This is a genomic window from Pseudideonella sakaiensis, from assembly GCF_048320135.1.
GTDB classification, from domain to species: domain Bacteria; phylum Pseudomonadota; class Gammaproteobacteria; order Burkholderiales; family Burkholderiaceae_C; genus Ideonella_A; species Ideonella_A sakaiensis_A.
Genome location: NZ_CP182947.1, coordinates 4,941,544 through 4,955,395, shown reverse-complemented (window position 1 = coordinate 4,955,395; position 13,852 = coordinate 4,941,544). Strand labels below are relative to the sequence as shown.

At 65.4% G+C, this 13,852-nt stretch carries 12 protein-coding genes; 1 reads left to right on the top strand and 11 read right to left on the bottom strand.

Annotated elements, in window-relative coordinates:
• Positions 1-5: 5 nt before the first annotated feature.
• Entirely contained in the window at positions 6-2,411 is a 2,406-nt protein-coding gene (gene ppsA, locus ACNH6H_RS22685; protein ID WP_418320543.1) for a phosphoenolpyruvate synthase, read from the bottom strand.
• Between the two features lie 271 nt (positions 2,412-2,682).
• Here ppsA and ACNH6H_RS22680 point away from each other — a divergent pair, with 271 nt between their 5' ends.
• Positions 2,683-3,504, top strand: a complete 822-nt coding sequence (locus ACNH6H_RS22680) for a pyruvate, water dikinase regulatory protein (RefSeq protein ID WP_418320542.1) — start codon at positions 2,683-2,685, stop codon at positions 3,502-3,504.
• 7 nt (positions 3,505-3,511) lie between these two features.
• On the opposite strand, the gene ACNH6H_RS22675 is transcribed toward ACNH6H_RS22680, so the two are convergent.
• Genes ACNH6H_RS22675 through ispC form a run of 10 tightly spaced genes read right to left on the bottom strand, consistent with a single transcriptional unit; the run spans position 3,512 to position 13,845 of the window.
• Positions 3,512-4,288, bottom strand: a complete 777-nt coding sequence (locus ACNH6H_RS22675) for a TrmH family RNA methyltransferase (protein WP_418320541.1) — start codon at positions 4,286-4,288, stop codon at positions 3,512-3,514.
• A complete protein-coding gene (gene rnhB / locus ACNH6H_RS22670) occupies positions 4,285-4,923 on the bottom strand; it encodes a ribonuclease HII (protein ID WP_418320540.1) in 639 nt (212 codons plus the stop codon). Before rnhB ends, ACNH6H_RS22675 begins: the two co-directional genes overlap by 4 nt.
• On the bottom strand, positions 4,910-6,025 hold the full coding sequence (gene lpxB, locus ACNH6H_RS22665; RefSeq protein WP_418321463.1) for a lipid-A-disaccharide synthase: 1,116 nt from the start codon (positions 6,023-6,025) through the stop codon (positions 4,910-4,912). The genes rnhB and lpxB overlap by 14 nt, the downstream gene beginning before the upstream one ends.
• A gap of 37 nt (positions 6,026-6,062) precedes the next feature.
• Positions 6,063-6,851, bottom strand: coding sequence for an acyl-ACP--UDP-N-acetylglucosamine O-acyltransferase (gene lpxA / locus ACNH6H_RS22660; RefSeq protein WP_418320539.1), 789 nt, complete (start codon positions 6,849-6,851; stop codon positions 6,063-6,065).
• Between the two features lie 58 nt (positions 6,852-6,909).
• Entirely contained in the window at positions 6,910-7,347 is a 438-nt protein-coding gene (gene fabZ, locus ACNH6H_RS22655) for a 3-hydroxyacyl-ACP dehydratase FabZ (RefSeq protein WP_418321462.1), read from the bottom strand.
• Positions 7,348-7,349: 2 nt separating this feature from the next.
• A complete protein-coding gene (lpxD, locus tag ACNH6H_RS22650; RefSeq protein ID WP_418320538.1) occupies positions 7,350-8,432 on the bottom strand; it encodes a UDP-3-O-(3-hydroxymyristoyl)glucosamine N-acyltransferase in 1,083 nt (360 codons plus the stop codon).
• Positions 8,433-8,436: 4 nt separating this feature from the next.
• Positions 8,437-8,949 carry an OmpH family outer membrane protein gene (locus tag ACNH6H_RS22645; protein ID WP_418320537.1) on the bottom strand — a complete coding sequence of 171 codons (513 nt, stop codon included), beginning with the start codon at positions 8,947-8,949 and terminating at the stop codon, positions 8,437-8,439.
• Positions 8,949-11,252 carry an outer membrane protein assembly factor BamA gene (gene bamA, locus ACNH6H_RS22640; RefSeq protein WP_418320536.1) on the bottom strand — a complete coding sequence of 768 codons (2,304 nt, stop codon included), beginning with the start codon at positions 11,250-11,252 and terminating at the stop codon, positions 8,949-8,951. The genes ACNH6H_RS22645 and bamA overlap by 1 nt, the downstream gene beginning before the upstream one ends.
• 8 nt (positions 11,253-11,260) lie before the next feature.
• Positions 11,261-12,646, bottom strand: a complete 1,386-nt coding sequence (rseP, locus tag ACNH6H_RS22635; RefSeq protein WP_418320535.1) for an RIP metalloprotease RseP — start codon at positions 12,644-12,646, stop codon at positions 11,261-11,263.
• Positions 12,643-13,845 (bottom strand): 1-deoxy-D-xylulose-5-phosphate reductoisomerase, encoded by a 1,203-nt coding sequence (gene ispC, locus ACNH6H_RS22630; protein WP_418320534.1) that lies wholly within the window; start codon positions 13,843-13,845, stop codon positions 12,643-12,645. Before ispC ends, rseP begins: the two co-directional genes overlap by 4 nt.
• Positions 13,846-13,852: the final 7 nt, after the last annotated feature.

The following is a 13,852-nucleotide window of genomic DNA, read 5'->3' as shown; positions in this document are numbered from 1 at the left end:
TTGGATCACTTGGTCAGCAGTTGCCAGGTGTCGACGACGGTATCGGGGTTCAACGACATCGACTTGATGCCCTTCGCGGCAAGCCACTCGGCAAAGTCCGGGTGGTCGCTCGGCCCCTGGCCGCAGATGCCGACATATTTGTCAGCCGCCAGACAGGCCGAAATCGCGCGTTCGATCAATGCCTGCACTGCAGGGTCGCGCTCGTCAAAATCGCGCGACAGCAGTTCCATCCCGGAATCGCGGTCCAGGCCGAGCGTCAGCTGGGTCAGGTCGTTCGAGCCGATCGACATGCCGTCGAAATGTTCGAGGAACTGCTCGGCGAGCACCGCATTGCTCGGCACCTCGCACATCATGATGATTCGCAGCCCATCGGTGCCACCTTGCGACGCGCGTTTCAGGCCGCGCTCGGCGAGCATGCCCATCACGCGCTCGGCCTGGCCGAGTGTGCGCACGAACGGCACCATGATCTCGACATTGGTCAGGCCCATGTCGCCACGCACCCGCGTCAGCGCCTCGCATTCCATCGCAAAGGCCTCGCCGAATTCCTCGCTGACATAACGCGAGGCGCCGCGGAAGCCGAGCATCGGGTTTTCTTCTTCCGGCTCGTAACGCGAGCCGCCGATCAGCTTGCGGTATTCATTGCTCTTGAAGTCAGACAGCCGGACGATCACCGGCTTCGGCCAGAACGCCGCGGCGATCGTCGCGATGCCTTCGGTCAGCTTGTCGACATAGAACGCGCGCGGCGACGCATGGCCGCGGGCCACCGATTCCACCGCCTTCTTCAGGTCGAGGTCGATGTTCGGATAGTCGAGGATGGCCTTCGGATGGACACCGATGTTGTTGTTGATGATGAATTCGAGCCGGGCCAGGCCGACCCCCGAGTTCGGCATCTGCGCGAAGTCGAAGGCCAGCTGCGGGTTGCCGATGTTCATCATGATCTTCACCGGGCATTCCGGCAGATCGAACTGCTTGACCTCGGTGACCTCGGTATCGAGCAGGCCGTCGTAGATGTAGCCGGTATCGCCTTCCGAGCAGACCACGGTGACCAGCGAGCCGTTGGTCAGCGTCTCGGTCGCATCGCCGCAGCCGACGACCGCCGGCACGCCGAGTTCGCGCGCGATGATTGCCGCATGGCAGGTCCGCCCGCCGCGGTTGGTGACGATCGCGCTGGCGCGTTTCATCACCGGCTCCCAGTTCGGATCGGTCATGTCGGTGACCAGCACGTCGCCGGGTTGCACCTGGTCCATGTCGGCGGTGCTGTGGACGATGCGAACCGGGCCGGTGCCGATCTTCTGGCCGATCGCACGGCCTTCGGCGAGCACGGTGCCACTGGATTTCAGCTTGTAGCGCTGCTCGACCTTCTCGCCCTGCTGGCTCTTCACGGTTTCCGGCCGCGCCTGCAGGATGTACAGCTTGCCGTCGGCACCGTCCTTGCCCCACTCGATGTCCATCGGGCGGCCGTAGTGTTTCTCGATCGTCAACGCATAACGGGCCAGTTCGGCGACTTCACCATCCTCGAGCGAGAAGCGATTCCGCTGCTCCGGCACCGTGTCGACGGTTTTCACGAGCCGCCCGGTCTGCGCCTTTTCCTGCGGGCTCGCGAATTCCATCTTGATCATCTTCGAGCCGAGGTTGCGGCGGATGATCGCGTGTTTGCCTGCTTCGAGCGCCGGCTTGTGGACGTAGAACTCGTCCGGATTGACCGCGCCCTGCACGACCGTCTCACCGAGGCCGAAACTCGAGGTGATGAAGACGACGTCGGGAAAGCCGCTTTCGGTATCGATCGTGAACATCACGCCGGCGGCGCCGAGGTCGGATCGCACCATGCGCTGCACACCGGCCGACAACGCCACCTCGGCATGGGTGAAGCCCTTGTGCACGCGGTAGCTGATCGCGCGGTCGTTGTAGAGGCTGGCAAACACCTCCTTCATCTTGTGCATCACCTCGTCGAGGCCGACGACGTTCAGAAAGGTTTCCTGCTGGCCGGCAAAACTGGCATCGGGCAGGTCCTCGGCAGTGGCCGAAGAGCGCACGGCAAACGACGCATCCGGAGAATCGGCCGCGAGCTTCTTGAACGCGGTTGCAATTTCCGCTTCGAGATCGGGCGGAAACGGCGTGCTCTCGATCCAGCCGCGGATCTCGGCGCCCGCTTCGGCAAGCGCGCGCACATCGTCGACATCGAGCGACGACAGCCGCGCGGCAATGCGATCGGCCAGACCCTGGTGCGACAGAAACTGACGGAATGCATGGGCCGTCGTCGCAAAACCGCCCGGCACACGCACGCCGGACGCTGCAAGCTGGCTGATCATCTCGCCGAGTGACGCGTTTTTGCCGCCGACCGAGTCGACGTCGGTCATCCTCAACGCTTCGAATGGAACGACCAGGGCGGTCGCCAGGTGGCTGGAAGACATGGGAAAGCTCCGTGATGTTGCGAAATTGGTCCTGTCCGCAGTCCGGAGGCCGACCCCGAGCATCGCTCCAGGGGTCCTGCCGCGCAGGTCACCGCCAACCCGACGTTCCGGTCGATGCTGAGGGGGCGGATGGCGTGCATGAGGCTGCGGAATCGGGGCCGCAACGGCCCCGTATTGGTTCAACCGACCGATTCTACGGGTCTTGTGCCTATCATTGACCCGCTGCCCGGCGCAAGCCGGCATCTCCACCAACCCGCGAGCGATTCCCTCGATGTCGAACCAGACCGTCTTCTTCGTTTCCGATGGCACCGGAATCACCGCCGAGACCTTCGGCAACTCGATCCTGAACCAGTTCGCGATCAAGCCGAAACATGTACGGCGTCCGTTCATCGACACCGCCGACAAGGCGCATCAGGTCGTGCGCGAGATCAATCATTCGGCCGAGATCGAAGGCCGCCGGCCGATCGTCTTCGTCACGCTGATCGACCGCGAGGTGCTGGAGATCGTCAAGGGCCTGTCGCGCGGGCTGGTGCTCGACATGTTCAGCACCTTCATCGCGCCGCTCGAATCGGAATTCGGCATGACGTCGAACCACCGGGTCGGCCGTTTTACCGACGTCTCGAAGAGCCAGCAATATACCGACCGCATCGAGGCGATCAATTTTTCGCTCGCCCACGACGACGGCCAGTCGGCAAAGAATCTCGATGCCGCCGACGTGATCCTGGTCGGCGTCAGCCGCAGCGGCAAGACGCCGACTTCGCTGTACCTGGCGATGCAGCACGGCATCAAGGCAGCCAACTATCCGCTGATCCCGGAAGATTTCGACCGCGGCAAGTTTCCGCCGGCGCTGGCGCCGCACAAGAAGAAATGTTTCGGCCTGACCATCGACCCGGTGCGGCTGCACCAGATCCGCACCGAGCGCCGACCCGACAGCACCTATGCATCGATCGAGAACTGCCGCCGCGAGGTCAAGGACTCCGAAATGATGATGATGCGCGAAGGCATCGGCTGGCTGTCGTCGACGCACAAGTCGATCGAGGAGATCGCGACGACGATCCTGCGCGATCTGCAGCCGGAGCGGCTGACCTACTGAAGCGCCGTCAGCGCTGCCGCTGGCGCGACGACTCGTACAGGCATACCGTTGCCGCTGCCGCCACGTTCAGCGACTCCATGCCGCCGGGCTGGGCGATCCTCAGCACCCGCTCGCAGCGCGCGCTGACCTCGGCCGCCAAGCCCTGCCCTTCGTGGCCGAGCACCCAGCCGCACGGCCAGGGCAGCGGCAACGCATCGATTTTTTCGGCGGCGTGCGAACTGGTCGCAAGCAGCGGGATCTTCAATTGGTCAAGGCTGTCCGGTTCGCAGCCTTCGACCAGGCGCAGCACGAAATGGGCCCCCATGCCGGCGCGCAACACCTTCGGCGCCCACAACGCGGCGCTTCCTTTCAGGGCCAGCACCTGCGTGAAGCCGAATGCCGCGGCACTGCGCAGAATGGTGCCGACATTGCCGGCATCCTGCAATCGATCCAGCACGACCGTCGGCGCAGCGGGATCCGGATCGATGGTGTCCGGCAGCGGCAGCACCATCGCGATCGGTGGCGCCGAATCCATGCTGCTCAATGCGGCGAGCAGCGCGTCGGGGAGCAGCAGCACCTCGGGCGCCGACATCGCAAGCTCGCGGAATACCGGCTGCTCCCAGGCCGACTCGCCGACCACCGCGCAGCGCATCGGCTGGCCGCGGCGCACGACCTCGCCGCACAGGTGCTCGCCTTCGACCCAGACCTCGCCGAGCGTCCGGTAGGCGACGGGCTTCTGCGCCAGCTTGCGCAGGCGCTGCCACTGCGGGTTGCTGCGCGACTGGATCTGCCTGACCGCGCTCATGGCATCGCGGCCAGCACCTCGGCGACCGGCGCAAAGCTGCGGCGGTGTTCGGGGCAGGCGCCATTGCTGCGCAGCGCGCCAAGATGCTCGGCGGTGGCATAACCCTTGTGCTCGGCAAAACCGTAACCCGGATACTGCAAGTGCAGGGCCTGGCAGAGACGGTCGCGGTGCACCTTTGCGAGGATCGACGCCGCGGCGATCGCGGCGATCTTGGCATCACCGCTGATCACCGGTTCGGCTGGCAGATCGAGAACCGGCAGGCGGTTGCCGTCGACCAGCACCAGGTTCGGCCGCAGCCGCAGCGCCAGCACCGCGCGGCGCATCGCGAGCATCGTCGCATGCAGGATGTTCAGCCGGTCGATTTCCTCGACGCTGGCCTGCGCGATCGCAAAACACAGTGCCCGGGCGCGGATCTCGTCGAACAGTTGTTCGCGCCGCTTGGCACTGAGCTGTTTCGAATCGCGCAGCCCGGCGATCGGCTGCAGGTCGTCGAGAACCACCGCTGCAGCAACGACCGGCCCCGCCAGCGGCCCGCGGCCGGCTTCGTCGACGCCGGCGACCAGGCCCTGGCGGTCCCAGCAGAGGTCGAGTTGCACCGCAGGCGCAGTGCGGCGGCGGCGTTCAGGCGATGACATCTTCGATCACCCGGGTTGCGGCTTCGGCCATGTTGCAGCGCAGCCGCTGGTGCAGGCCGCTGAAGCGCTCGGCGAGCGTCCGGCAGGCCTGCGGATCGTCGAGCCAGCGCAGGCCTGCATCGGCGATGCGCCGCGGCGTTGCCTGTTGCTGCAGCAGTTCGGGCACGACGAATTCTTCCAGCAGGATATTCGGCAGACCGACCCACGGCTGCAGCTGCATGCGTTTCATGATCTGCCAGCTGAGGCTGTTCATCGCATAGGTGATGACCATCGGCCGCTTGAACAACGCGGCTTCCAGCGTCGCGGTGCCGCTGGCGACCAGCACCAGATCGCAGGCCGCGAGCGCCTCGTGCGAACGGCCATCGAGCAGTTCGACCCGCACTCCGGCGGCGTGGGTCCGGACCATCGGCTCGACCAGCGGCCGCAAACCCGGCACGACCGGCAACAGAAACCGCAGCCGAGGCCGCTCGGCTTGCATCAACGCTGCCGCTGCGAGCAGCCGTGGCGCGATCTGCTCGACCTCGGAGCGCCGGCTCCCCGGCAGCAGCGCGACCACCTCGCCTTCGTCTGCGAGACCAAGCGCGGCGCGGCTGGCAGCGCGGGGCGGCTCGAGCGGTATCGCATCGGCCAACGGATGGCCGACATAACTGGCGGCGATGCCGTGCTGCTCGTAGAGCGCCGGCTCGAATGGAAACAGGCACAACACATGGTCGACCGCTTCGCCGATCTTGTGCACCCGCTTGCTGCGCCAGGCCCAGATCGACGGGCTGACAAAATGGATGGTCTTCAATCCTTCCCGCTTCAGCCGGTTTTCGAGACCGAGGTTGAAGTCCGGTGCATCGACACCGATGAAGGCGTCGGGACGTTGCTGCAGCAGGCGGTCGCCGAGCTGGCGGCGGATCGACGACAACTCGCGGTAATGGCGCAGCACCTCGACATAGCCACGCACGGCCAGCTTGTCGTGTGGCCACCAGGCCTCGAAACCGTGTGCAGCCATTTTCGGGCCGCCGATTCCGGCGCTGTACAGGTCGGGCCAGCGTCTGCGCAGACCGGCCAGCAGCAAACCGGCCAGCAGGTCGCCCGAGGTTTCGCCGGCGACCATCGCCAGCCGCGGCGCTGTATTCACCGGGCCAGCCGCGTCAGCGGACGATGCCACGGCTGGCCGCAGCAAGGAACGAGACCATCCGTTCGATGTCCTGCTGCCCCTGCGGATCGGCCGCGCTGAGCGCGGCGATCGCCTCCTGTGCCTTCGCGAAGGTCAGCCCTTCGCGATAAAGCAGCCGGTGCATCTGCCGGATGCGGGCGATCCGCTCGGCTGAAAAACCGCGGCGTTTCAGGCCTTCGACATTGCAGCCGTGGACCGACAACGGGTTGCCGGAGACCGTCATGTACGGCGGCACGTCCTGCGAGACATGGCTCTGGAAGCCGGTCATCACATGCGCACCGATCTTGCAGAACTGATGGATCCCGCTGAGACCACCGATGATGGCCCAGTCGCCGACCTGCACATGGCCTGCCAGCGTCGCATTGTTGGCCAGAATGGTCTGGTCGCCGAGCTGCACATCGTGGGCGATGTGCACATAGGCCATGATCCAGTTGTCGTTGCCGATGCGGGTCACGCCGACATCCTGTGCGGTGCCGGTATTGAAGCTGCAGAACTCGCGGATCGTGTTGCGGTCGCCGATCTGCAATTCGGTCGGCTCACCGGCGTATTTCTTGTCCTGCGGGATCGCACCGAGCGAACAGAACTGGAAGATCCGGTTCTCGGCGCCGATCCGCGTGTGGCCTTCGATCACGCAATGCGCTGCCACCGTCGTGCCGGCGCCGATCTTCACATTGGCGCCGATCACGCTGTATGGGCCGACGCACACGTCGTCGGCCAGTTCGGCGTCGGGATGGACGATCGCGGTGGCGTGGATATCGGGCATGACGGCGAAAGGATTCTTCAGTGGTCTCGGCTCGAAAGTCAGGGGGACGCCGCGTCGCTCAGCCGATGCGGCGCATCGTGCACATCAGCTCGGCTTCGACCGCGGTCTGCTCATCGACGGTGGCGCGCGCCTTGAACTTGAAGATACCCGACTTCGACCGCTCGAGCGTCACATCGAGGATCAGTTGGTCGCCGGGCTCGACCGGGCGCTTGAAACGCGCGCCATCGATGCCGGCGAAATAGTAGACGGTCTTGTCGTCCGACTCGACTCCCATCGTCGCGAACGACAGCAGCGCTGCCGCCTGGGCCAGCGCCTCGAGCATCAGCACGCCGGGCATCACCGGGCGCTGCGGAAAGTGCCCGGTGAAATAAGGCTCGTTGATCGTGATGTTCTTCAACGCCTTGATCCGCTTGCCCGATTCGAATTCGAGCACCCGATCGACCAGCAGGATCGGATAGCGGTGCGGAAGCTTGCGAAGAATCTCGTGGATATCCATGGTCATGGTTGTTGCTCGTCTTGCGCCGGTCGCGCCCGCTGCTCGAGTGCCCGCAGCCTGTCACGCAGGCCATGCAGTTGCCGCAGCGTCGCTGCATTTTTCTCCCAGGACGCATTGTCGTCGATGGGAAAGACGCCGCTGTACAGGCCAGGCTGCTTGATCGACCGCGTCACCACCGTGGCTGCCGAGATCACGACATGTTCGGCCAGTTGCAGGTGCCCGAGCACGATCGCGCCGCCGCCGATCGAGCAATGCGCGCCGATGACCGCACTGCCGGCAACACCAACACAGCCGGCCATCGCGCAATGCGCACCGACGATGACGTTGTGGCCGATCTGCACCAGGTTGTCGAGCTTGACGCCGTCGCCGATCACCGTGTCGTCGAGTGCGCCGCGGTCGATGCAGGTATTGGCGCCGATCTCGACATCGTCGCCGATGCGCACCGCGCCGAGTTGTTCGATCTTTTCCCAGTGGCCGTCGCGTGCCGGCGCAAATCCGAAGCCGTCGGCGCCGATCACCGCGCCGCTGTGGACGATGCCGCGGGCGCCGATCGAACATCCGGTCGCGACCGTGACACGGGCGGCGAGCCGCGTCGACTCACCGATGCGCGCGTCGGCACCGATGAAACAGTGAGCGCCGATGCTCGCGCCGGCGGCCACCACCGCGCCCGCCTCGATCACCGCCAGCGGGCCGACCGCTGCCGCCGGGTCGATGTCGGCCGAGGGATCGACGACCGCACTCGGATGGATGCCGGTGACGAAGCTCGGCCGCGCCTGGCGTGCCCACCACTGGGTCAGATGGGCAAAATAGAGATAGGGGTCGTCGCAGCGGATGATCGCGCCCCGCGCCGCGGCCTCGTCGGCCAGCGCCGGCGCGACGATCACGCAGGCCGCTGCGGTCTGCGCGAGCTGCGAGCGGTAACGCGGATTCGACAGAAACGACAGCGTCGAGGAATCTGCGCCATCGAGCGGACCGATCCGCGTGATGCGCAGTTCGGCGTCTCCGACCAGTTCGGCGGCTGGCGCACCGCGCTGTTGTGCAGCCAGCGCGGCGACGATTTCGCCAAGCGCATGGCTGGCGGTCACGGCGCTACTTGCTCGCCGGGCCGTTCAAGGCCTTGATGACCTTGTCGGTGATATCGAGGCGCGGCCCCGCAAACACCGCTTCCTGGATGATCAGGTCGTATTTCTCGGATTCGAAGATCTGCTTGATGACCTTGTTCGCACGTTCGACGACTGCTGCCAGTTCCTCGTTCTTGCGCTGGTTCAGGTCTTCCTGGAATTCGCGGCGCTTGCGCTGGAATTCCCGGTCCTGATCGATCAGGTCGCGCTGGCGCCGGTTGCGCTCGGCCTCGGCCAGCGTCGGTGCATCCTTCTCGAGCTTGTCGCTGGCGGCCTTCAGGCGGTTAGCCATGTCGGCAAGATCCTTCTCGCGCTTCGAGAATTCCGCCTCCAGCTTGGCCTGGGCATTCTTCGCCGGCGTTGCATCACGCAGCACCCGATCGCTGTTGACATAACCGATCTTCAGCTCCTGCGCCTGCGCGCCGGTCACGGCCCACGCCATCACGGCGGCCGCAGCAGACTTCATCAAAAAGCTTTTCATTAGAACGCTGTCCCGATCTGGAATTGAAGACGTTGGATTCTATCTTCTGGCCGCTTGCGAATCGGCGTGCCATAACTGAGCTTGAGCGGGCCGACCGGCGAGATCCAGCTGAGTCCGATGCCAGCCGAAGCGCGCAGGCTCGACATGTCCACCTTGTCGTGCTCGCCCCAGACGTTGCCGGCATCGGCATAGGTGAACCAGCGCAGCGTGCGATCGTTGCCGGTGCCCGGGATCGGCAGATAGAGCTCGGCATTGATGTTCAGCCGTTTCGAGCCGCCGAGGTAGGCGCCGGTGACGTCGACCGGACCGAGCGAGCCCTGGTCGAATGCACGGACGGTGCCGAGGCCGCCGCCGTAGAAATTCTTGAAGATCGGATACGGACGGCCGCCGAGGCCCTTGCCCCAGCCGAGTTCGGCATTCACGCCGAGCGTGAAGCGGCGGGTCAGCGGGAAATATTGCTGAACCTGGAAATTGCTGCGCAGATAACGCGTATCGCCCAATGCGCCCCAGTCGAGGTTGATGCGCGAATACCGGCCGCTGGTCGGCACCAGTGCGCTGTCCCGCTGATCGCGTGCCCAGCCGATCGTCAACGGCACCGACGAACTGGTCGAGCCGAACTGTTCGCGGTACAGGAAATAGTTGTTCGGCAATGCCGTCGTGCCCTTGATCTCGGTGCGCTCGTAGCCGATGCCGAAAAAGACCGTGTCGAACTCGCTGAACGGCACGCCGAAACGCACGCCCGCGCCGGGTGTCACCAGCGTATATTGCTCGCCCTGGCTGTTCAGCGGCTTGACGGTGCGGTAGAAGACGTCGATCGCGCGCGATACGCCATCGATCGTGAAATACGGATCGACGGTGCTGACAACGATGGTCCGCTGCGATTTGCTGGTATTGACCTCAATGCCGAGGTAGTTGCCCGAACCGAAGACGTTTTCCTGCTTGATCGACGCGGTCAGCGACAGCTTGTCGGCGCTCGAGAAGCCGGCGCCGAGCAGCAGGTTGCCGGTCGGCTTCTCCTTGATCGTCACCGTCAGGTCGACCTGGTCCTGCGCGCCGGGCACCTCGCTCGTCTCGATGTTGACCTCGCTGAAATAACCGAGGCGGTCGACACGATCCCGAGACAGCTTGATCTTGCGTGCGTCGTACCAGGATGTCTCGAACTGCCTGAATTCGCGGCGGATCACTTCGTCGCGCGTGCGGCTGTTGCCGGCGACGTTGACGCGGCGGACATACACCCGGCGCTGCGGGTCGGAGACCAGCACGACGACGACGCGGCCGGTGCTGCGATCGATCTCGGGGCGCGGCTCGACGCGTGCAAATGCATAACCGAAGCTGCCGAAGCGCTCGGTGAAATTGCGGGTCGTCTCGGCCACCGCCTCGGCCCGGTACGGCTCGCCGGGCTTGATCGCGACCAGCGCCTTGAATTCGTCTTCGCGGCCGAGGTATTCGCCTTCCAGGCGCACCCCTGTCACCGTGTACTGCTGGCCTTCGTTGACATTGATCGTGATCGAGATGTCCTGCTTGTCCGGCGAGATCGCAACCTGCGTCGACTCGATGTTGAACTCGAGGTAGCCACGGTTCTGGTAGTAGGCGCGCAAGGTCTCGAGGTCGGCATTCAGCTTCGCCCGCGAATAGCGGTTCGCCTTCGTATACCAGTTCAGCCAGCCGCCGTCGTTCAGGTCGAACAGGCCCTTCAGCGTGCTTTCGCTGAATACCTTGTTGCCGACGATGCGGATCTCGCGGATCGCTGCAGCCTCGCCTTCATTGATCGTAAAGGTGACGTTGACGCGGTTGCGCTCGAGCGGCGTCACGGTCGTCACGACCTCGGCGCCGTACAGGCTGCGCGTCAGGTACTGGCGCTTCAGCTCCTGCTCGGCGCGGTCGGCCAGTGCCTTGTCGAAAGGCATGCCCTGGCCGATGCCGAAGTCCTTCAGCGACTTGGTCAGCACGTCCTTGTCGAATTCACGCAGGCCGACGAAGTCGATGTTGGCGATCACCGAGCGCTCGTCGACGATCACGATGACGACGCCATCCTCGATCTCGATGCGCACGTCCTTGAACAGGCCGGTGGCAAACAGCGCACGCAGTGCGGCAGCGCCCTTCTCATCGGTATAGGTATCGCCGACGCGGAACGGCAGCGACGCGAAGACGGTGCCGGCATCGGTGCGTTGCAGGCCCTCGACGCGGATGTCCTTCAACTGGAACGGATCGACGGCAAGCGCGGGCGCCGAAAAAAGGGCGGCGCTCAACACGACGGACGCCGCCGTGGCGGCCATGCGATTCAGGCGGAAATGGGTGGGCATGCGGGGAGTCAGTGCAGGCCCAGCAGGCGGGCCACATCGTTGTAAAGGGCCAGCGACATCACCATGAGCAATATCGCCACGCCGCCTCGTTGCAGCCGGTCCAGCCACAACTCGGAGACCGGCCGCCCTGTCACTGCTTCGAAAAGATAATATATCAGGTGCCCGCCATCGAGCATCGGCAGCGGCAGCAGATTGAGTACGCCGAGACTGACGCTGACGATGGCGAGGAAGCCGAGATAGTAGGCGAGTCCGAGCCGTGCCGATTGGCCGGCGTAGTCGGCAATCGTCAACGGTCCGGAGAGGTTCTTCAGCGACGCGTCGCCGGTCACCATCCGGCCCATCATCTTCAGCGTCAGGATCGACATGTCCCAGGTGCGGACCGCTGCCTGCGCAAGGCCGTCGAAGACACCATAACTGACCGTCACCATCTCGGCTGGCCGGCCGATGAACGCCTCGACACGGGCGAAGGTGCCGGATTTGTCGGAGACGATGATCGGCTCGACCTGCAGGCTGAGTGTGCGACCCTGCCGCTCGACGCGCCACTGCATCGGCTTCGCCGTGGCCTTGCCGCCGTTGTCGGTGGTGACGCTGGCACGGATCGTCTCGCGCAGGCTGGCGGCATCGGCGACGGCAACACCGTCGACGCTCAGCACCAGGTCTCCGCTTTGCAGGCCGGCGCGTGCCGCCGGCCCGCCAGGGCGGATCTCGCCGAGCACCGGCTCGCTGTAGGCGCGGCCGAGGCCGATCCGCTGCATCAGGCTGGCGTCGACTTCGCGGGCTTCCAGACCGGCCAGATCGAGCGTCACCGTGCGCGAGCCGGTACCGTTCGTATTGCTGAGCGACAACAGCAACGGCTCGCCGCGCATTGCCGCCTGCGTGACCTCCCAGCGCAGGTCGGTCATCGACTGCAGATCGACCCATTGATTGCCGTCGACCGACACTGCACGTGCCCAGTCGCCGGCACGCACACCCGCGCGCGCGGCGACGCTTTCTGCCGGCGGCGCGGCGAGCAAGGCCTTCGGTTCCTCGATGCCGATCCAGTTCGCGGTGGCATACAGCAGCACGGCCAGCAGCAGGTTGGCCAGCGGCCCGGCAGCGACGACGGCCGCGCGCTGCGCCAGCGGCTTGCGATTGAACGCCATCGACAACTGATGCGCCGGCACCTCGCCCTCGCGCTCGTCGAGCATGCGCACGTAGCCACCGAGCGGCAGTGCAGAGACGACGAACTCGGTGCTGTCGGGCGTCGCCTGGCGGCGCCAGAGGACGCGACCGAAGCCGACCGAGAAGCGCAGCACCTTCACACCGCAGGCGCGGGCGACCCGGTAGTGCCCGTACTCGTGGATCACGATCAGCACGCCGAGCGTGACGATGAAAGCCAGGATCGTGAAAATCATCGCGACAGCGTCCTGATCGTGTCGCGCGCGGCGCGCCGGCCGCGACCATCGAGTTCGAGCAGCGCGTCGAGCGTCGACGAATCGCCCTCGCCCGGGATCACCGACTCGACGGCTTCGCGGTTGACGACATGGATCTGGTCGAATCGGATCGCGCCGTCGAGAAAGGCAGCCACCGCCTCCTCGTTGGCGGCATTCAGCACCGCGGTGCTGCCGGCTGGCGCCCGCAGCGCGTCCCAGGCCAGGAACAGACCGGGAAAGCGGCGTGCGTCGGCCTCTTCGAAGCTCAGCGAACCGAGGGTCGCGAAGTCGAGCTGCCCGGCCCCGCTTTCGATCCGTTCCGGAAAAGCGAGGCCGTAGGCGATCGGCACCCGCATGTCCGGCGTGCCCAGCTGCGCGAGCACCGAGTTGTCACGGCAGACGACCATCGAATGGATGATGCTTTGCGGGTGAATCACCACCCTCACCTTGTCAGGCGCCAGATCGAACAGCCAGCGCGCCTCGATCACCTCGAGCGCCTTGTTCATCATCGTCGCCGAATCGACCGAAATCTTGCGCCCCATCACCCAGTTCGGATGCGCGCAGGCCTGGTCCGGGGTGACCTCGCGCAGGCTCGCCGGTTCACGCTCGCGAAACGGGCCGCCCGACGCGGTCAGGATGATGTGATCGATGCGCTGAGGCCAGGCCGATCGGTCTTCCGGCAGGCACTGGAAGATCGCCGAATGTTCGCTGTCGATCGGCAGCAGCGTTGCGCCACCTTCGGCAACCGCCTTCATGAACATTGCGCCACCAACCACCAGCGCTTCCTTGTTGGCCAGCAGCAGCCGCTTGCCGGCAGCGGCCGCAGCCAGGCACGGCGGCAAGCCGGCGGCGCCGACGATCGCCGCCATCACGGTATCGACCTCGGGGTGGGCGGCAAGCTCGCACAAGGCCGCTGCGCCCGACAGCACCTCGGTCGGCGAGCCGTGCGCGGCCAGCCGTTCGCGCAACCGGCCGGCGCTGCCTGCCTCCGGCATTGCGGCAAATCGTGGTTGCCAGCGCAGGCATTGTTCGAACAGTTCGTCGACCCGGCTCATTGCCGTCAGCGCGAACACCTGGTAGCGCTCGGGATGGCGCGCCAGCACGTCGAGCGTATTGACGCCGATCGAGCCGGTCGAGCCGAGCACGCACAGCCGCTGGACATCGGAAGGGGAACGGGGCATGGGGCTC